This is a genomic window from Mesonia algae (genome assembly GCF_003253545.1).
In the GTDB taxonomy this organism is placed as follows: Bacteria; Bacteroidota; Bacteroidia; order Flavobacteriales; family Flavobacteriaceae; genus Mesonia; species Mesonia algae.
On sequence record NZ_QKYV01000005.1, the window covers coordinates 281,695 to 302,640 of the forward strand.

14 protein-coding genes are annotated in these 20,946 nt (G+C 31.5%); 6 read left to right on the forward strand and 8 right to left on the reverse strand.

The features are described from left to right. Positions 1-2: 2 nt before the first annotated feature. Together LX95_RS10610 and LX95_RS10615 are read right to left on the reverse strand one after the other, a co-directional pair. The gene (locus LX95_RS10610; protein WP_111541421.1) at positions 3-239 is read right to left on the reverse strand and encodes a hypothetical protein; all 237 of its coding nucleotides are present in this window, start codon (positions 237-239) and stop codon (positions 3-5) included. Then, positions 239-694 (reverse strand): SRPBCC family protein, encoded by a 456-nt coding sequence (locus LX95_RS10615; RefSeq protein ID WP_111541422.1) that lies wholly within the window; start codon positions 692-694, stop codon positions 239-241. The genes LX95_RS10610 and LX95_RS10615 overlap by 1 nt, the downstream gene beginning before the upstream one ends. 209 nt (positions 695-903) lie before the next feature. On the opposite strand from LX95_RS10615, the gene LX95_RS10620 reads away from it, so the two are divergent. The 5 genes from LX95_RS10620 (at position 904) to LX95_RS10640 (ending at position 8,820) form a co-directional block, all read left to right on the forward strand. After that, positions 904-2,838 (forward strand): peptidylprolyl isomerase, encoded by a 1,935-nt coding sequence (locus LX95_RS10620; protein ID WP_111541423.1) that lies wholly within the window; start codon positions 904-906, stop codon positions 2,836-2,838. 40 nt (positions 2,839-2,878) lie between these two features. After that, the gene (locus LX95_RS10625) at positions 2,879-3,688 is read left to right on the forward strand and encodes a V-type ATP synthase subunit I domain-containing protein (protein ID WP_111541456.1); all 810 of its coding nucleotides are present in this window, start codon (positions 2,879-2,881) and stop codon (positions 3,686-3,688) included. Further along, positions 3,672-5,111: a peptidylprolyl isomerase gene (locus LX95_RS10630; protein ID WP_317047032.1), complete on the forward strand. Its 1,440-nt coding sequence runs from the start codon at positions 3,672-3,674 to the stop codon at positions 5,109-5,111. The genes LX95_RS10625 and LX95_RS10630 overlap by 17 nt, the downstream gene beginning before the upstream one ends. Before the next feature lie 3 nt (positions 5,112-5,114). After that, a complete protein-coding gene (locus LX95_RS10635) occupies positions 5,115-6,071 on the forward strand; it encodes an AAA family ATPase (RefSeq protein ID WP_111541425.1) in 957 nt (318 codons plus the stop codon). Between the two features lie 484 nt (positions 6,072-6,555). Continuing rightward, entirely contained in the window at positions 6,556-8,820 is a 2,265-nt protein-coding gene (locus tag LX95_RS10640; protein ID WP_111541426.1) for an aconitate hydratase, read from the forward strand. A gap of 235 nt (positions 8,821-9,055) precedes the next feature. Here LX95_RS10640 and LX95_RS10645 read toward each other — a convergent pair whose 3' ends face one another. From LX95_RS10645 to LX95_RS10670, 6 genes are all read right to left on the reverse strand, one after another. Beyond that, complete coding sequence (locus LX95_RS10645) at positions 9,056-10,204, reverse strand: lycopene cyclase family protein (protein WP_111541427.1); 1,149 nt, start codon at positions 10,202-10,204, stop codon at positions 9,056-9,058. A gap of 1 nt (position 10,205) precedes the next feature. Continuing rightward, positions 10,206-10,658: a sterol desaturase family protein gene (locus tag LX95_RS10650; RefSeq protein WP_111541428.1), complete on the reverse strand. Its 453-nt coding sequence runs from the start codon at positions 10,656-10,658 to the stop codon at positions 10,206-10,208. Between the two features lie 2 nt (positions 10,659-10,660). Then, the gene (locus LX95_RS10655; RefSeq protein ID WP_111541429.1) at positions 10,661-11,500 is read right to left on the reverse strand and encodes a phytoene/squalene synthase family protein; all 840 of its coding nucleotides are present in this window, start codon (positions 11,498-11,500) and stop codon (positions 10,661-10,663) included. 8 nt (positions 11,501-11,508) lie between these two features. Next, positions 11,509-12,972, reverse strand: a complete 1,464-nt coding sequence (locus LX95_RS10660) for a phytoene desaturase family protein (RefSeq protein ID WP_111541430.1) — start codon at positions 12,970-12,972, stop codon at positions 11,509-11,511. Between the two features lie 2 nt (positions 12,973-12,974). Further along, the gene (locus LX95_RS10665; RefSeq protein ID WP_111541431.1) at positions 12,975-13,871 is read right to left on the reverse strand and encodes a MerR family transcriptional regulator; all 897 of its coding nucleotides are present in this window, start codon (positions 13,869-13,871) and stop codon (positions 12,975-12,977) included. Between the two features lie 438 nt (positions 13,872-14,309). Continuing rightward, a complete protein-coding gene (locus LX95_RS10670) occupies positions 14,310-16,817 on the reverse strand; it encodes a LamG-like jellyroll fold domain-containing protein (RefSeq protein ID WP_111541432.1) in 2,508 nt (835 codons plus the stop codon). Positions 16,818-17,031: 214 nt separating this feature from the next. On the opposite strand from LX95_RS10670, the gene LX95_RS10675 reads away from it, so the two are divergent. Further along, on the forward strand, positions 17,032-20,877 hold the full coding sequence (locus LX95_RS10675) for a hybrid sensor histidine kinase/response regulator transcription factor (protein WP_111541433.1): 3,846 nt from the start codon (positions 17,032-17,034) through the stop codon (positions 20,875-20,877). Positions 20,878-20,946: the final 69 nt, after the last annotated feature.

The window sequence follows — 20,946 nt, forward strand, 5'->3', positions numbered from 1 at the left end:
ATTTAAATAGTATAAAGTTGTCCTCGATGCGGTTTTAGCGCATCTCTAATAGGTTTCATTTCATCTTTGGAAACAATCATAAATGCCAAAGAATGCATATCTGATAGGTTTTCAACTCCTGTAAGATTTAGCTGAGTTTTTTCAATCTTGATAAAATCTTTAAGGTGAATTTCGTGATGTTCAGCAGTTTTTTGAGCGTGAGGACCTCTAAAATCCCATATAAGTTTAATATGTTCCATTAAGTATTTTTTACGCTTGTACCTTCTTCCGCGAAAGCTTTAAAATCTTTCATATATTTTAAGGATTGTTTTTTAAAAATATTAGGCATAATCCATCCTAAAAACTTAAGGCTTAAATTAGAAAATTTAAATTCACTCTCACTTATCCAAGTGGTTTGGTTCTCACCTGTTACATTAAAATAATTGTGTTGAATATTATGAACGCCTTTGGTGTCGTAGGTAGCGTGAAATTCTTTTGGGAAATCATTTTCAATAATGGTTTCAATCATTTCCATTTCTCGCTTCCCCATTTTATAACTAAGTTTCATTTGAGAACCTTCTTTACCAAGCTCTCCTGTTAAGGGAGTAGCTTCTAATAAACCTTTTTGCCAGTGCTGTAAATTTTCCATAGAATCCATTTTTGCAATGACTTCTGTTCTGGGTAATTCGATAACAATTTGGCTGGTGTATTTCATAAAGAAGTAATTAAAAAGTTGAATTCAAATATAATTAATAATTTATTGAAGCGTTACTTTTCCTAGTGTCTTTATGCGGATTGAAAATATGATTTTAGCAGAAAAATAGAATCTTACTTTTACAACTTTATTTAGATGTAGGATCTTAATTTAAATACTTGTATAACCTTTTATATTTCTTATTTTTGAGCACTTTTAAAAATTATAAAATGAAAAATCTACTTTTACTTGTTTTCTTAGCGACAAGTTGTTTTGCAATTGCACAAAAAGATGAACAAAAAGTATTATTGACCATTAATAATCAACCCGTTTACGCAGATGAGTTTAAACGAGTGTTTTCTAAAAATTTAAACCTTCTACAAGACGATCAAAAAGATGTAGAAGAGTATATGGATCTTTTTGTAGATTATAAATTAAAGGTTTTAGAAGCCGAAGAGCAAGGCTTTGATACGCTTCCTTCTTTTATGGGGGAATATAATATTTATAAAAAGCAGTTGGCAGATAAGTATATGAAGGATTCTGAAATTACAGAGAACCTTTTAAAAGAAGCTTACAGTAGAAAAACTGAAGAAGTAAATGCCAGTCATATCTTAATTAAACTTTCGGCCAATGCAACAGATACTTTAAAGGCATATCAAAAAGCAATGAAGGCAAGAAAAGAAATCCTTAGCGGAAAATCTTTTCAAGAAGTGGCACAAGCTTATTCTGAAGATCCTTCCGTAAAGCAAAACAATGGAGATTTAGGTTGGTTTTCTGTGTTTTCTATGGTTTATCCATTTGAATCGGCTGCCTACAAAACCAAGAAGGGTGATATTTCAATGCCAGCAAGATCGCAGTTTGGTTATCATATTGTAAAAGTAAATGATAGACGAAAAGCAGAGGGTACCGTAAAGGTGGCTCATATTATGATAGAAAATAAAAAAGGAAACTCTGATGCTAAAACTCAAATTTTTGAAATTAAAGAGAAGTTAGACAGCGGCAATGGTTTTTCTGAAATGGCTAAGCAATATAGCGACGATAAAAATACAGCCATAAATGGAGGTGTAGTTAATACTTTTTCTAGAGGTAAATTAAACTCTAAAGAATTTGAAAATATAGCTTTTGGTTTAACTGAAGTAAATGAAATCTCTCAACCTTTTAAAACAGAGTATGGTTGGCATATTGTAAAACTTTTAGAGAAAAACCCTATTAAAAGCTTCGAAGATGAAAAATTAGAACTTTCTAGAAGAATGAAGGGAGATGTAAGAGCGCAACTCATTAGAGAAGATGTACTAAAGGATATTAGAAAAACCTATAACATTAAAGAAGATAAAGAAGCTTTAGCTTATTTTACTCAAAATGTTTCTGATGATATATTGACCTCAAAATGGAATATAGCAGATTTAAAAGATATTCCGCAAAAGAATATAATAGAGATAAAAGGAGAAGGGAAAAGCTATGAGGATTTTGCAAAGCTTATGAGTAATGCTCAACGCCAAATAGGTAATGTCGACTCTAAAGAAAGCTTAATTGCAAATTGGTTAGAGATGTTTAAAGAAAACTTTCTTATTTCTTACCATAAAGATCATTTAGAAGAAACCAATAAGGAGTATGCTTACATTATTGAAGAATACCGTAATGGATTGTTGTTGTTTGAGCTAATGGAAGATAATATTTGGCAAGCTGCTAAAGAAGATTCTATTGCTTTAAAGCGTTATTATGATCAGCATAAAAAAAGCTTTGTCAAAGAAAAACAATATACTTTGACAATGGTATCGACCGATACTAAAGATATGGCGAAGCAAGTGAGAAAATGGATGAAAGATGAGGTAGCTAAAGAAGAAATTGAAAAGAGCGCTAAAGAAATGGGACACACCATATTATTTAAATCGGGTGAATTCAAGGAGAATAATGAAGCGCTGCCTACTAAAATAAGAGATAGAAAAGGTGTTTCTAAAGTTTATGAAAATAATGGCGTATTTCTTGTGTTAGATATTAAAAATATTGAAAAAGAGGGAATAAAAACTTATGAAGAAGCAAGAGGTGAAGTGGTAAGTAAATATCAGCAGCAGCTAGAAAAAGAATGGATAGAGAATATTAGATCAAAGAATAATGTGACTATCCATCAAGAGGTATTAAAAAGTTTAGAGAAAGAATTTGAATAAAACTCCCTATTACATATTTATATTAAGTTGTTTCTTGCTAATGAGTTGTGATTTCTTTCAGCCTAAAGATGAAAGAGTTCCATTAGCAAAAGTACACGATAATTACCTCTATCAAGAAGATGTAAAGGGATTAATTCCCGATGGAGCTTCTTCAGAAGATAGTGCTTTATTTATGTCTAACTATATTAATCGTTGGGCTCAGGATGAATTGTTTATGCATCAAGCAAAAATAAATTTATCAGAAAAAAAACAGCAAGACTTTAAGGAACTTATTGAAAATTATAGAAGTGAGTTGTATACAGAGGCTTATAAAGATGTTATAATTTCTAAAAAGATAGATACTACATTTCAAGATACGATTATTCACAGTTATTTTGAAGCTAATAAAATAAATTTTAAGCTGAATCAAGACCTCATAAAACTAAGATATGTTGATGTTAGTAAAGATTACCCTGATGTAAAAGAACTCAAGGAGAAAATTACGAGGTTTAATCAAGAAGATAAAATAGAACTAGAGGAAGAGTCTTTAAAGTTTAGAAATTATTATTTAAATGATTCGGTATGGGTAAAGCCTATAGAAATCTATAATAAAATAGGACCTTTAGATACTTCTAAAAACGAAGAGTTTTTAAAAAAGGAAAACTTCTTGCAACTTGAGGATTCTTTAGGAGTATATTTGGTATACATAAAGGAGGTCTTAAAAAGAAATGATCAAGCACCTTTGGAGTATGTAAAACCAACGATTAAGCAAATTCTTCTTAATAGAAGGAAACTAGAATTATCAAAAGAATTAGAAAAAGAAATAATAAAAGATGCAATTAAAAATAAAAAGTTTGAAATATATAATTAATATCTGCTGTATAGCCTTATTCTCAATAACCGCATTAAATGCCCAAACTAAAGCTGTAGATAGCAGTTTGGTTGTTACTGGTGAAGAAGAAATGGTAAAGACAGAGATCAAGAAAAAAGATTCTGTTCAGCCATTTAAACGTTTCAAAGCAGATGGTGTTGCTGCAGTAATTGGTGATTATCTTATTTTAGAAACAGATATCATTAAAATGCGTGAAGACATTAAAAATCAAGGAATAGCTTCTGAAGAAATTTCTGATTGTCAATTAGCGGGTAGATTAATGGAAAATAAACTGTATGCGCACCATGCGTTGCAAGACAGTACCATTACGGTTTCTGAAGATGAGGTGAATAATATGATCGATCAGCAGATGGATAGAATGGTTCAGCAAATAGGAAGTATGGAAAAACTGCTGGAGTTTTATAGAAAAGAAAGCGAGAAAGATTTAAAAGAAGAACTTTTCATAATCAATAAAGAAAGAACTTTGAGTGATCGTATGCAAAGCAAAATTGTAAGCGAAATTGAAGTTACTCCAGAAGAAGTAAGACAGTTTTTTGATCGTATTCCAGAAGATGAACGTCCGCAGTTTGGTGACGAAGTAGAAATTTCTCAATTAGTAATTGAGCCAGAAGTTCCGCAAGAGGAAGAACAAAAAGTAATCGATCAGTTAACTGAAATGCGTAATGATATTGTAGATAATGGAGCGAGTTTTGCCACTAAAGCAGTTTTGTATTCTCAAGATGCAACCAGTACCAAAGGGGGGCAAATGACCATTACGAGAAAAGATCCTCTAGATAAAGATTTTAAACAAGTAGCTTTTAGTTTACAAGAAGGAGAAGTGAGCAAGCCTTTTAAATCATCTTTCGGGTACCATATTATTCAGTTAGATAAAATAAGAGGTCAGAAATTAGATATTAGACATATCATCATCATGCCTAAAGTAACCGATGCGACTATTAAAATAGCAAGAGAGAAATTAGATACCATAAGAAATAGTATTGTCAATAATAAAATTTCTTTTGATGAAGCGGCTAGAAAATATTCAGACGAAGAAGAAACTCGTGGTGATGGAGGTAAATTAATCAACCCTAAAACAGGAGACACTCGTTTTGAGTTAACAGATATAGATCCTATTATTTATGAGAAGGTAAATAGTTTAAATGAAGGAGAGACTTCTTTAATTTTAATAGATCAAACCCGAACAGGTACTAAGTTCTTTAAAATAATTACGGTTAATAAAAAGTATAAAGAGCACATTGCCAATTACTCTCAAGATTATACCAAAATAAAAGAATTAGCTTTGAGGGAAAAACAAATCAAAGCCATCGAGAAATGGCAAAAAGAAAATATTAGCGATACTTACGTAAAAGTAGGAGAGGAATATAAAGATTGTGCTTTTAGTGGTAACTGGTTAAAACAATAAATTATGTCTGGAGATGTGCGTGCCATCGAAAATTTTGTAGATAAATATAAACAACTTCAATTAGAAATAGGAAAAGTCATTATAGGGCAAGAAAAAGTCGTTAATGAAATTTTACTATCAGTATTTGCAGGAGGACACGCACTGTTAATCGGGGTGCCAGGACTAGCTAAAACCTTAATGGTTAATACTATATCTCAGGCTTTAGGTTTAGATTTTAAAAGAATTCAGTTTACACCAGATTTGATGCCGAGTGATATTTTGGGTTCAGAAATTTTAGATGAATCTAGAAATTTTAAGTTTATAAAAGGACCTATTTTTGCTAACATTGTTTTAGCCGATGAGATCAATAGAACACCGCCAAAAACGCAGGCTGCTCTCTTAGAAGCAATGCAAGAAAAAATTGTTACCGTTGCCGGAAAACGTTATCCTTTAGAGCAACCTTATTTTGTATTGGCTACACAAAACCCTATTGAGCAAGAAGGAACATATCCTTTACCTGAAGCGCAATTAGACCGATTTATGTTTTCAATTTTTCTAGAATATCCTAGTTACGAAGAAGAAGTAAATGTGGTAAAAAGTACAACTTCTACTAGCAAAGTAACCATTAATGCGCTTTTTAATGCACAAGAAATTATCGACTTCCAGCAGTTAATTCGTAGAATTCCTGTAGCAGATAATGTAGTGGAATATGCTGTTAAACTTGTCGGAAAAACCAGGCCACAAGGTGAGTTTGCTCCACAGTTAGTAAAAGACTATATAGATTGGGGAGCAGGGCCAAGAGCTTCTCAAAACCTTATTTTGGCTGCAAAAGCTAATGCAGCTACCAAAGGAAAATTCTCTCCAGATATTGAAGATGTAAAAGCTGTAGCTAACGGAATTTTAAGACACCGTATCATCAAAAATTATAAAGCTGAAGCGGAAGGCTATTCTGAAGAGCAGATTATTAAGGAATTACTTTAATTAAATATACCTCTAATTCAGCCTAACTTAGTGATTTTTCTTATTTTAAAACTAAAGTGAGCAGAAATTCATTATCTGGTAAAATTAGTTTTTTAAGTAGTCTTATAGTTGTAATCCTAGCTTGTAAAATATTCGAAAAGTTCTAAAGCAATTATTTTAAAAATAAATTTTGGTTAAATTACTATCTCTTTAGATTAGAATTTTTATTCTGCTTTACATTAAATTTTATTTTTAGAGTTGTAATAAAAATTCAAAATAATTACAATCTTTAAACAAATTCACTTTTTTTTTATTAAATCGTCAATTCAAATCGTTTAAATTATTAATCCGTTAATTATTCTTCAAAATAAGCTTATTTTGATTCATTATAATTAAGGTTTTTGCTATTTCACTGAATTATCTTCCGCTAAATTGATGTTTTGATAGTTATTTTTTAATTTCATTAAATTTCATTACTTTCGCAGGACTAAAAAAAAACAGACCTATGGCATACGATATTGATATGATTAAGAAGGTTTATACTCAAATTGCTGAGCGTGTAGATAAAGCCCGTGAAGTAGTAGGTAAACCATTAACACTTTCAGAAAAAATTCTTTATTCTCATTTATGGGATGGTGAAGCTACACAAGCTTATACCAGAGCTGCAGATTATGTAAACTTTTCACCAGATAGAATTGCTTGTCAAGATGCAACTGCACAAATGGCATTATTGCAATTTATGCAAGCAGGAAAAAAGAAAGTAGGAGTTCCTACTACGGTTCATTGTGACCACTTAATCCAAGCCAAGCAAGGAGCTAAAAAAGATTTAAAAAGAGCTAATGAAACCAGTAATGAGGTTTTTGACTTTTTAGGTTCAGTTTCTAATAAATATGGTATCGGATTTTGGAAGCCAGGAGCAGGAATTATTCACCAAGTAGTTTTAGAAAACTATGCATTCCCTGGAGGGATGATGATTGGTACCGATTCTCATACTGTGAATGCAGGAGGTTTAGGAATGGTAGCTGTTGGTGTTGGAGGTGCAGATGCTGTAGATGTAATGGCTGGAATGCCTTGGGAGTTAAAATTTCCTAAACTGATTGGAGTAAAGTTAACTGGAGAATTAAACGGGTGGACTGCTTCTAAAGATGTAATTTTAAAAGTAGCTGGTATTCTTACGGTAAAAGGAGGAACTGGAGCTATTATAGAATATTTTGGAGAAGGTGCTAGAAACCTTTCTTGTACTGGTAAAGGTACGATTTGTAATATGGGAGCAGAAGTTGGTGCTACAACTTCTACTTTTGGTTATGATGATTCTATGGAGCGTTTCTTACGTGCTACCAACCGTGATGATGTTGCAGATGCTGCAAACGGAGTTCGTGAGTACCTAACAGGAGATGATGAGGTTTACGAAAACCCAGAACAATATTTTGATGAGGTAATCGAGATTAACTTATCTGAATTAAGACCACATTTAAACGGACCTTTTACGCCAGATTTAGCTACACCTATTTCTGAAATGAGTGTAAAAGCAAAAGAAAATGATTGGCCAATTAATGTGGATTGGGGATTAATTGGTTCTTGTACAAACTCTTCTTACGAAGATTTAACAAGAGCTGCCTCTATTGCAAAACAAGCGGTAGATAAAAAGATTAAAGCAAAATCAGACTTCGGGATTAACCCAGGATCAGAGCAAATTCGTTACACGGCAGAGCGTGACGGATTGTTACAGATTTTTGAAGATCTAGACGCGACAATATTTACCAATGCTTGCGGACCTTGTATTGGTCAGTGGGATAGAAGTGATCGTAAAGGAGAAGAAAAGAATACTATTGTTCATTCCTTTAACAGAAACTTCTCTAAGCGTGCCGATGGTAATCCAAATACTCACGCTTTTGTAGGTTCTCCAGAAATGGTAGCTGCAATCGCGATTTCTGGGCGTTTAGATTTTGATCCTACTCGTGATAAATTAATCAACGAAGATGGAGAAGAGGTAATGTTAGAAGAGCCTAAGGGAATTGAGCTTCCTACAAGAGGTTTTGAGGTTGAAGATGCTGGTTATGTAGCGCCGATGAAAGATGGAAGTGGTGTAGATATTAAAGTAGCTAGCGATAGTGAGCGTCTTGAGTTACTAACTCCATTTAAACCTTGGGATGGTAAAAATTTATTAGATGCAAAATTATTGATTAAGGCTCACGGTAAATGTACTACAGATCATATTTCTATGGCAGGGCCTTGGTTGCGTTATAGAGGTCACTTAGATAACATTTCTAACAACTGTCTTATTGGAGCGGTAAACGCTTTTAATATGAAAACTAACTTTGTGAAAAGTCAGTTAACAGGAGAATATGGTGGTGTGCCAGATACACAAAGAGAATACAAAGCTAAAGGAATTCCAACAGTAGTGGTGGGTGATCATAACTACGGGGAAGGTTCCTCTAGAGAACACGCAGCAATGGAGCCTCGTCATTTAGGAGTTTTTGTAGTATTGGTAAAATCTTTTGCTCGTATTCACGAAACTAACTTGAAAAAACAAGGTATGTTAGGAATTACTTTTGATAATGAAAGTGATTACGAATTAATTAAAGAAGATGATACCTTCAACTTTATTGATTTAGAAAATTTTGCTCCAAATCAACCTTTAACTATCGAAATAGTTCACGCTGATGGTTCTAAAGATACGATCAAAGCAAATCATACCTATAATGAAAATCAAATTGAATGGTATAAAGAAGGATCTGCGTTAAATTTAATTAAAAAATTAAACGCTTAATCAGTCCCTTTTTATAGTATAAAAATAAAACTCCTGCATTTTGCAGGAGTTTTTTTATGAATATACTTAGTATTGGGTATTTCAGAAGAATGCTAAAGGTTTTAATTTAGGTTAATAATCCTTTAATAAAGTAAAGATGATGAGAGCGATAGAAAATGAAAACGAGACTAGCGAAATAAATGTAGAATCAAATACTTGGGAACACGAATATTGGGAAATAAACGATCACGTACCTTTAATTTAAGCTTTTAAAGAAAGCTTTGATAAATGCTGAAGAATATAAAGTTCCCATAATTCTTAAATCTTCTGAGAAATTTGTTTCTTCATCTAAGTATTTAAATATATCTTGAATGCTGTTTTTACTATAAAACTGTTCAAACAACCATTCTCCCTTTTCATTTTCTTTCTCTATGACCTTTAAAAATACTTTATCATAGTAATAAAACTTTTTATTGAAAATTTCATTAGAAGGAGATTTCTTTTCCTTAAAGTTCTGGAGAATACGTTTTACTTTCTTTTCGGTATGTTTAAACGAATAACCTGTGGAAGGTTTAACCCATCCGCCGCCTGTTCCTATTTTTGTAATTTTGTTAGAATGATACTTATGAAACGGAAAATTGGTCATAGGTATATTTCCCATTTCAGTTTCGGTAATACGGTAATCTTTTAGATTTAGATATTTTTTAATATAACTTTTTAATTGTTCATCGTAAACATCTTCCTCGGTAGTGAAAGGGGTGAAAAAAGTATATTCTACAAAAGCTTTGGTCGGTGATATAGGCAAAACGTAGGTGAAACTAGTGGAATTTTTCCATTTAAGCCTATAATCCATCATAATAAATTGCTTTGGATTAAATTGCGGTGTACTTGTCTCTATCATCCAACCTTTAAAGTGTTGATGAATTTTAATTGTTTTTTTGTTTTCTTTAAAAAAATCTTCTGGGATTCGGCTATCAAAAACATGAGTAGCCGTATAAATTTGTTGCTCTCCTATAACTTGAACCTCGGTTTCGTTTTCTTCCACGGAAGTGACACAATCCTGAATAAATTTAATAGAGTTATGTGCTTTTAATTGAGACTTAGCATCGTTATAAAAATCTATAGACCTTAACATTTTATAAGTGTAAGGGCTAAGTTTTAATGCTAAGTTTTTATGATTAGAAATAAAAGCGCCTTTGTTCCAAGTGGCGTGTATAAGATGATCCCATTTCCCTTTTCCTTTTTCCCAATAACACCAAGTTTTATCGTTTTTTGATTTTGATGATTCATCTATAAGGGCAATGCTTTTGTCTTTAAAAAAATTATCTTTTGAAAAAGCAAGGGCAAGCTGTAAACCTGCTAAACCACTCCCAACAATGATAAAATCATAGTGGTGATTTTGCATGTTATTTTTGTTTAAAATATTTAAAAGGAACCATAAGCATACCAAAATTCTCACCTTCTTCTTTACCTAAGTGCTTGTGATGAATTTTATGAGCTCTTCTTATGCCTTTAGCATACCAATTGTCGGCATTTCTAAACATTTTAAAGCGTTGGTGTATAAAAATATCATGCACTGTAAAATAAGCTATTCCATAAGCTAAGATTCCTAAACCTATAGGAAGTGTAAACCAGATATTTTCATATTGCCAAAGCAAGAAGCAGCCTATGCTAACGAGTGCATAAAAGATAAAAAATAAGTCATTTCGTTCCCACCAACTGCTATGATCTTTGTGGTGATGGTCTTTATGTAAAGACCATAAAAACCCGTGCATGACGTATTTGTGCGTGAACCAAGCCATAAATTCCATAAAGAAAAAGGTGGAAAAAAATATAAGTACCCAATAAACTGTTTGCATTACTAAATAAGGTTTAATCTACAAGAAATATATGATTTTGCTAAGAGTCCGGCTTTTTGGTAATTAGAAACTCTTATGCGTTGCTCCTTAATTTGTAAGGAAGGAGTTTTTTTAAGTTTGTTTAATAATTTATAAAAGTAAATATAAGCAGTGTAAACTCCTAATTTTGCTTCGACTGGTAACTTTGATATTCCGCGTAAAGCCTGGGCAAAATCGTCTTCAATTTCTTGAATGATTTCTTTCTTAGTCAGCTCATCTAATTGCTCAAGATTTGCGTTGGGAAAGTAAGAGCGATTTAAATTTTCAAAATCAGCTTTTAGATCACGTAAGAAATTCACTTTTTGAAAAGCAGATCCTAGTTTCATAGCATCTTCTTTTAATTCCTTATATTTTTCTTCATTTCCTTTTACAAATACTTTTAAACACATAAGCCCCACAACATCTGCGCTGCCGTATATATATTGCTGGTATTCTTCTTGGGATAAGTAAGTGGTTTTATGTAAGTCTGTTCGCATACTTTTTAAAAAAGCAACATACAATTCTTTTGGAATTCGATATTTATGAACTGTTTCTTGAAAGGAGTTTAAAATAGGATTGAGACTTATTTTGTGTTCTAAAGCTAAATATAGATCTTCTTCAAACTTATTAAATAAAAACTCTTTATCGTAATCATGAAAGGTATCTACAATTTCATCGGCAAAACGTACAAAACCGTAAATATTATAAATATCCTGTCTTATTGAAGGAGCTAAAAGCTTGGTGGCAATAGAAAAAGAGGTACTGTAAGATTGAGTAACTTCTTTACTGCAAAGCTTTGAGACAAGGTCAAAAGTTGATTTCATAGAGGTTGTTAGTTATGTTTTTTTATAAGTTCTGCTACTAATTTACCTGAAATTAACGAAGGGGGAACTCCGGGTCCTGGTACGGTTAGTTGTCCGGTAAAATAGAGACTTTTTACTTTTTTGCTTTTTAATTTGGGACGTAAAAAAGCCGTTTGAAAAAGTGTATTTGCAAGTCCGTATGCGTTTCCTTTATACGAATTATAGTCTTTAACAAAATCATTTACACAAAAGGACTCCTTAAATATAACGTAATTTGAAACATTTTGGTTAGTAATTTCCTCAAAGCGTTTAATTATTTTTTTAAAATAACGTTCTCTTAAGGATTGTTCATCTCTTAATCCTGGTGCAAGCGGAATGAGAAATATGGCTGCTTCTTTCCCTTTCGGAGCTATATTATCATCTGTTTTAGAAGGGAAACTAGCATAAAACAAAGGCTCTTCAGGCCATTCTGCGTTATCGTAGATGGCTTTTGCATGGGCTTTAAAATCGACATCAAAAAATAAAGTGTGATGTTCTACGTTTTCAATCTTCTTATCAAAACCTACGTAAAAGAGAAGGGAAGAGGGAGCAAAAGTTTTCTTGTCCCAATAGGTTTCTGAATACTGACGAAGTTCTGGATGTAGTAAAGTTTCGGTATGGTGATAATCGGCACCGCTTAAAACGATGTCTGCTTGGTGTTCTTTTCCGTTCGAAATAATCCCTGTAGCTTTGTTATGATTATCGACTAGAATTTTTTCCGCGGAAGCGTTTAAATTAATTTTTACGCCAAGACTTTTTGCCAATTCACTTAGGCCTAAAATGACTTGATACATTCCTCCTTTAGGATGCCAAGTTCCTAAGCCAAAATCTGCAAAATTCATAAAACTATAAAAAGCTGGAGTGTCGCTAGGTTTTGCACCTAAAAATAGCACAGGAAACTCGAGTACTTGTATAAGTTGATCGTTTTTAAACTCTCTTCTAACTTCTTTGGCTATGGTGCTAAAAAACTGATTGAGTTTGGTTGCAGTTTGAGGCGTGATAAGTTCTAAGGGAGAAACTCCAGGTCTATAAACCAAATCTTTAATAGCAATGTCGTAATTGCTTCTGGCTTTTTCTATAAATTTTTCTAATTTTTGAGAACTTCCTTTTTCAATGCTTTCAAAAGCAGCATATATTTTATCTAAGGTATCACCTATAGTGATACTTTCTTCTTTACTGAAGTAAACTTTATAAGCCGGACTGAGTTTTATAAGATCATAATAGGCTTGAGGAGTGGTATTAAAATCTGCAAAGAAACGCTCAAATACATCGGGCATCCAATACCAAGTGGGGCCAATATCAAAGGTAAAGCCTTCTTTTTTTAATTGTCTGGCTCTACCTCCTATACTGCTGTTTTTTTCAAATATTTCTACCTCGTAACCTTGTTGAGCTAAATAACAGGATGCACTTAGCGAGGAAAAACCAGAACCTATAATTATAATTTTCTTTTTCATAGTTATAGTTTTAAGGTTAGTTCAGAAATATTTTTGAAAGTAGAGATGTTTTCATTTAATAGGCTTTTATCGATTTCAGCTTTTTTGTGTCCTAAGATCCAAAACTTAAGTTGATGTTCTTCGCTGATTAATTCTTTTTTAAATTCTTTTATATAAGAAGTAGGATCTTCTGGTTGTATGGTGAAGTAAGATATAAAAAATACTTCTTTCGCCATAGGAGTAAATGTCTTTAAGTTTTCTAATGGGATGGTATGTCCTAAAAAAATCACCTTATAACCTAGAGATAAAAGTTCATAATTGGTAAATAGTATGCCTAAATCGTGGATTTCATTTTCAGGTAAAAAGAGTATAAACAACTTTTCTTCGTTAAAAGGTTTTTCATATTGAAGTTTCTCTATATTGCTATAAACTTTTTGTCGTATAAGATTAGAGATAAAATGCTCATGAGATGGGGTAATGGTATTAGTTTGCCATAATAAACCTATATGCTCTAAAAAAGGTATAAACACGTCTTTAAAAACTTCTGAAAAGGTTCTCTTTTTTAGAAGCTCATCGTAGGTATTTAAAAACAGAACAGCATCGTAATTAAACATAGCTACCAGAAAGGACTTTATAGCTCTGTTTTCATAATTGTTTGAGGAAGATGTAGATTGTACTAAATCACTAATTTCCTTATCGGAAAGATTTGAGATTCTAGAAATCTTATATCCATTTTCATTGAGAAAGGCAATATTGAGTAATTTTTGAAGCGACGTAGTGTCGTAAACTCTAATATTGGTATCAGTTCTATTAGGCTCTAAAATATGATATCTTTTTTCCCAAATTCTTATGGTGTGAGCCTTTACTCCGCTAAGAACTTCGAGGTCCTTAATACTAAATTCTTTTTTTATATACTGCATAGATCTATATTCGACACTTCAAAACTAAACTATAAAAAACAATTTTGTTTAAAGAATAAGTTAAAATATTAAACAAAATAATTTTGCTTTCTATTATATAGGAATGAATGTTGATTTTTTAATCAGATTAAACTGTTTAAAAATTAGTTAGAATAAGCGTATTTTAAAACAAATTGGTTGTTTAGTTATTTAATCAAAAAATAGTTTTAGCCCTTTCTTTTTAGATGTTTTTAGAGATTTGAGCGGTAACTTTAATGTTTACATTCAAATAAATAAATCATCCAAAACTAAGTTAAATCTTAAATGTATATGAGTAAGCTTTTGATAAAGAAATGAAGTAAAATAAATAATATAATTCTAAAATCTAAAGATCTATCAATATAAGGGACTGACAGTCCCTTATATTGATAGATCTTTAGATTTTAGGTGCTGAATGATTTACTCTAAAATAATTTTTTTAGTTTCTAAGATTCTATTTCCTTTGAAAATACTAACAAAATATACTCCAGCCGCAGCAGTATTTAAGTCGACTTGTATGTTTTGTCGGTCTTGATCTACTTGAATCAATTTTATAGATTTGCCTAAGTAATTATAAACTACTATCGAGCTTGCTTCTTGGCTTTTCTCTAAATCTATGTAAAAAACTCCTGTAGATGGATTAGGGTATAGGCTAATGTCAAAACCAGATTCTTCGTTAGGAACATTTAAGTTTTGGTTTAAAGGAGTGTCTCCAAATGAAACCAAATAAGAAGATACGATTAAATGAGGATTAAACCCATCGTCACAATTATTACATGTAGAACCTGTCACACAATTTGGATTATTTGGATGACAATAGTCAACATAGCTTTCGTCAAAGATATACTTTAACTCTACATTGTTTTGAGTAATGCTTCCTAAATCAAAATCAAAAAACTGAGCTATTGTTCCAGGACACCAACCAGCTCTATCGTAATACCAAGTTCCGTTTTGAGGGCTACAGTTGTCTGGATTAGGATTACAGTCGTTCCAATTGTGTTGTTCAAAAGTTTCTTCATTATCTACCCAAATATGATGAGTGTTTTCTTGAAATTCAGCAGCATTACCTGTGTTGTTTTCTCCCCAACCGTGTCCAGAAGAAACCAGTTTTATTTTTGCAGATTCTGTATTTTCTGGGTAGTGAGCAAGAATTTCTTCTGCAGGTTGCAAGTTAGCCATATCTCCAAACTGATAGGTTTGATACCATAGCTTTTGCACGTAGCTGTATGGGTTTTCGGGAACACCTGCTTGATAGTTTAATTGTAAGGTGTATAAAAATCCGTTTCCTTGTGTACCAAGGTTAACTCTAAATTTTGTTTTTCCGCTAAGGAGTGAGGCAAAATCGGTTAAATCTATATCGCTTTGGCAGCTTACTCCGTAAGGAGTTAAGTATCTAATAATCTCATACCATTCTCCGTTTTTTCCTTGTACTTCCACAGAAGAAACTCTATCCCAAGGATCACAACCTCCTGTTGGACAATCTATAAATAATGTAGCCGAAATTTGATTAAAAGCTCCTACATGGCTAGGGAGTTCTGTTTCTACAGTTTGTGTTGGGAAATCTGAATTTACCCAAACTTCATCTGTGCCTAGAATACTTAAATCACTAGCAGTTGCGGTTAAATTAAAAGAATGAGTTAAATTTTGACTTTCACCAAAATTATTTGTCGCATTTAACACTAATTCTTTTTCTCCATAGGTAGATGGTGTCCACCAGCCAGTGAGAAATCCGTTATTATGGTTGGTAAGTATAACTTCGTCTCCTTCTATTTCTACATTTATTTGGTCAATAGAAAAAAGTTCTGGGTATTGAATTCCTGCTTTCACAGCAATTTGTATAGGAATTAATGTAGGTGCGTATACATCTCCGTTTAACGGATGTAGAACTTCGGCTTCAACAAGTACCTCTGAAGGATCTAAAACTTGAAATGTTACAAAAACATCTTCTGCGGCATCAAAATCATTATTACCAGGTTGACTAGCTTTAATAGTTACTTCTCCTGCTTCTTCTGTTAAGGTAATTATATTTCCATTAATGGAGGCAGGACCAGTCACTACTTCAAAATTAACTGTCAATCCTGAATTAACTGATGCTTCTATTTCAAAAGGGTTATCTGTAATAAGCTTGTTTGAAATAGGAGGGAAATTGATAGCTTGAAAACCACTTTCTAACGCTCCATTAAAGTTGGACTCTTCTCCTGTCAATGAAAAGTTTAGAAGATTAGAGTTTCTTTCTGTAAGTCCATTTTCTGCAATAAGTTGAGATATATTTGTATTATTACCTGCTGGAGTTCCTTGATTAAATTTATAATAAACTTCTAAGCCTAATTCATTTCCGTCAAGTTCATTATTTATCATATCTTGAATCTCTACTTGAGTTAGTGCCTTACTCCATAACGAGACTTCGTCTGCTCGACCTTTAAAAATAAAATTAAAACCCGATTGAATACATTTTCCTACAGAGAAAGGTCTAGTTGTAGATTGAAAAGTCCCAGAAGCAGTACCACTACCTATAGAATTACCATCTATAAAAAGTTCTACGGTATCTTGATTAAAAATCCACGCTACGTGTTGCCATTGTCCTGCTTGTATGGTTCCTGCTGGGGCAACAAATTCATGAAGTCCTGTAGAGGTAATTAGTCTACATTCTATAGTTCCGTTATTGAGCTGAATTAAATACATCTCTCCGGTGCCTGTTCCTCCTCCTCTAATACTCATCATCCCTTGCCCATAAGTAAGTGCGTCGGTATAAAACCAACCAGTCATACTAATAGTATTTAAATTGTTTACGTATTGTGCTGCATTAGGAAGTTCGGTATAATCGTCTATACCATCAAAATGTAAGTATTGATTTGATTGCGCTGATAAATTGAAAAAACTTAAGATTAAAATATAGAGCAGAGCAGATTGCCTGAAAATTTTCTTCATTGTATTTTATTTGAATTATACATTAATTGATCTTAACAATTAGGTACATTCAAAATGTGATGTAGTAGAACTGTAAATATAGTTTTTTTTATGAATTTATCATCAATATTTAATTTTTTAAAAAATAATTCTATTTTATTAAGATTATAGTAGGGGTTGTAGGGTGTGTAATTGTTAAATTATAGATAACTTGTGCAACAATAAAACTTAAGAATTGAAAATATTTACATACTTATTCTTATTAATCTTTACCTCCACAATTTATGCACAAAGTGTAAAACATATTACGGTAAAAGATGGACTTCCTCAATCTTTTGTTTCGGGAATAGAACAAGATAAACAAGGATTTATTTGGATAAGCACACGTAATGGTTTAGCCAGATTTGATGGTAATGAGTTTAAAGTATTTCAACATATTCCTAAAGATAATACATCTTTATCTTCCAATATAATAAATAAAATAGGGCTGCTGAATGGAAATACATTGTGGATTAATTATGAATCTGGTGAGGTAGATCTTTTAAATACTTTATCCGAAAGTATTGAGCATTTATACAATAACGATACTTTAATAAAGAATAAAATAAGTACTAATGATAAAACTTTTTTAATCTCAAAAAATAGGGAGTTTTGGACTTATTCAACCCCAGAAAAACTAACGAAATTTAGTTTAAATTCAGAAATTAATGATAAAATAGATTTTTATTTTAAAAATGATACTATTAGATCTTTGTTTGAAGATAAGAATAATGACATGTGGGTTTTAACCCAACAATCTTTAAAGAAATATAATAGACAAAGTAATTCATTTTGTGAAATTAAAATACCTTATAAATTATCTTATAATGATGATAATTACTTTGGTTATGATGTTCCTAAAATATATGAAGGCTTAGATAAAATAATGATTTGGTCTGATGTTAATTTTATATATGAGTTTAATCCTAGTAATGAGCAGTTTAAAAAATCATTATTACCTGTAACCTTAAACCGTAGCCTTTTTAATTATAGTTACAACCCAGTAACTAATGATCTTTGTTTTTTAATAGATAAAAATCTTTATGTCTATGGAGATGATATAGAGTTTAAGAAACAGTTGCCTTTAACCTCAAAGGAAAAAATTAAAATATTTTCAATTGATAGATCGGGTTTAATATGGATAGCTATCGATACCGATGGTGTTTATCAAATTGATTACTCATATAATTTCATTGATTTTGATTACGAAATTAATTTTGTTGTAGATATTTTTAAAAAGTATTATAAAATCTCCTCTAATGATGTTGAAAATATTTTAATTAAAAATGATTTTGTGCTTCCCATTTCTTATTATTTAAGGTCTTATGTGAATGATAACAATAATTGGTTAGCATTAAATAGATCTATTTTTTGCTATAATTTTAAAGAAAAAACTTATGAAGAATACCCTAAGTTGTCTGACAATATAGACAGGAATGAATTTGACCCTATTGTGGGAATATCGCTACTAAATTCTTCTTCACCTATTGTTATTACTCAGGCAGGAAAGATTTATTCTTATACTAAAAAGGTTAAAAACTGGCAAAAAATAGAAAACCAATTACCTGAGAAGATCAGCCCCAAGAATATGTTAGTTATAGATAACTTTCTTTGGGTAACAACGAGTTCAAACGGTTTGTTTTATTTCAATTTGTCTACAAAAAAATGGTTTAAAGTTAATGATGAAAAATTGCCAGTTGCTAATTTAATTAGCTTGGCAAAAGACAAAAGTGATAAAGACATTTTATGGATAGCCAGTTATAGTGGTTTAATTAGATTTAATACTAAAAATTTTGATAGTCGTATCTTTTCAAAAAAACAAGGATTGCCAGACAATACTATATATTCTATTCTGACAGATGAAGAAGGTTATTTGTGGTTAGGTACGAATAGTGGTTTATGTCGATTTAATACATTAGACTTTACTCAAAAAACCTTTAGCTTAGAACATGGAACTCCAATATTAGAATATAATAGATATCATAACTTACAACTGTCTGATGGTAATTTTGCTTTTGGAGGAACAAAAAAAGGTGTTTTTTTTAATCCTTTAACTTTAAGAAAAGACACCTATGCTCCACAAACCGTAGTCACAAAAATAGAGGTGAACAATGAAGCTATAAGTTTAGAAACTCCTAATGAATCTATAACTGAATTAAAACTTAATTACAAAGAAAATAATTTGACCCTTGGATATTCTGCATTACAATTCAATCAACCTCAGGATATTAAATATAGGTATCGGTTAAACGGTTATGACTTAGAGAATCAATGGAAAGAAGTTAACGATCGTAGGGAAGCTATTTATACAAAAATACCTCCTGGAAATTATCTTTTTGAAGTAAATTCTTCAAACACCTCGGGGATATGGAGCAATTATATTAAACAAGTGAAAATAAAAATTTCTCCCCCTTGGTGGTCAAGTTGGTGGTCTTGGATTATTTATTTTTTAGTATTTGTTTTAATTATAGTGTTTTTTATTAGATATCAAGTAAAACAAAAAATACTAGCCACTAGCATACAATTAAAACAAAAAGAAGCTTTACGATTACAGGAATTGGATGAAATAAAAAATAAATTCTTTTCGGACATCACGCACGAGCTAAGAACTCCCTTAAGCTTAATATTAGGGCCAGCAGAACATCTAAAAAAATCGATTAATAATCAAAAAGATATAAAATTATTAAATATAATTTCTCAAAACGGAAAAAACCTACTAGAGCTAACCAATCAACTTTTAGATTTTTCTAAAGTTCAAGCAGGTGTCTTAAAACCTACTTACTCTAAGGGAGATTTAAAAAAAACAATTAATCATTCCATAGCGGCTTTTTCAGAGGAGTTAAAACAAAAGGATATTAAAATCTATGAGGAGAACTCAATTTCAGGTTATTACTCTTATTCTAGAGAGTTTATAGAAAGGATTATGTATAACCTACTTTCTAATGCTATAAAATATAATAGAAAAGGAGGAGAAATTTTTATTTCAGTAAACGAAACAAAAACCGGTGTCTTAATAGAAGTTAGAGATACAGGGATAGGTATCGATAAAGATCATCTAGATAAAATATTTAAGCGTTATTATAGAGAGAAATCTGTTGAATCTATTGAGGCAGGTAGCGGTATAGGTTTATCTCTGGTAGAAGAATTAATAAAATTACAAAAAGGATCTATTACTGTAACTAGCCAAAAGGAAGCTCCCTCAGGAACAGCATTTAAAATTTATCTACCTTATAAAAAAATACAACCTGGCTACAACAATCAAAGTATAACTGCAAATACGTCAAATCTTACTATTGTTCTTGCAGAGGATAACAAAAATTTGAGAGATTTTATATGTGCTAGTTTTGGTAACAAATATAAAGTGTTTGCTGTGGCAAATGCCGAAGAAGCATTAGACTTATCCTTAAAAATAATCCCAGATTTAATATTGACAGATATAATGATGGGAGAAATGGACGGAATAAAGCTTTGTGAGAATATAAAAAGTAATGTGCTAACGGCTCATATTCCAGTAATATTATTAACAGCAAAAGCAGGAATAGAAAATAAATTAGAAGGTTTATCTGTAGGTGCAGATGAATATATGTACAAACCTTTTAATGTAGAAGAGCTATTATTAAAAGTTAAGAATATCCTAGATAGAAGCGCTAAGCAAAGAGCTTTTATGTTTGAAGAGCTACACACATTAAAAAAACCTATTAAAACTGTAGACAATGAAACTATAGATCCATTTTTAAGTAAAATCTTTAGTATCATAGATGTTCATATAGATGATGAAACTTTTAATGTAAATGAATTGGCAAAATCTTTAGGGATGAGCAGAACTAGTTTGCATAGAAAAATGAAAGCTATAACCAATACAACACCAACTGAAATAATAAAACTAAGAAGAATAAAACATGCAGTGAAACTTTTTAATAATAATATAAGTGTATCTGAAGTTTCTTATAAGTCTGGATTCTCAAGTCCATCATATTTTTCAAAATGCTTCAAAGAAATATATGATATGACCCCTTCTCAATACCTTCAAACACAAGTTTAATAACTTTAAATGTTAAGTTGAAACAATATTTACACTATTTGAAACAATAGTGATAACGATCATTCGTAG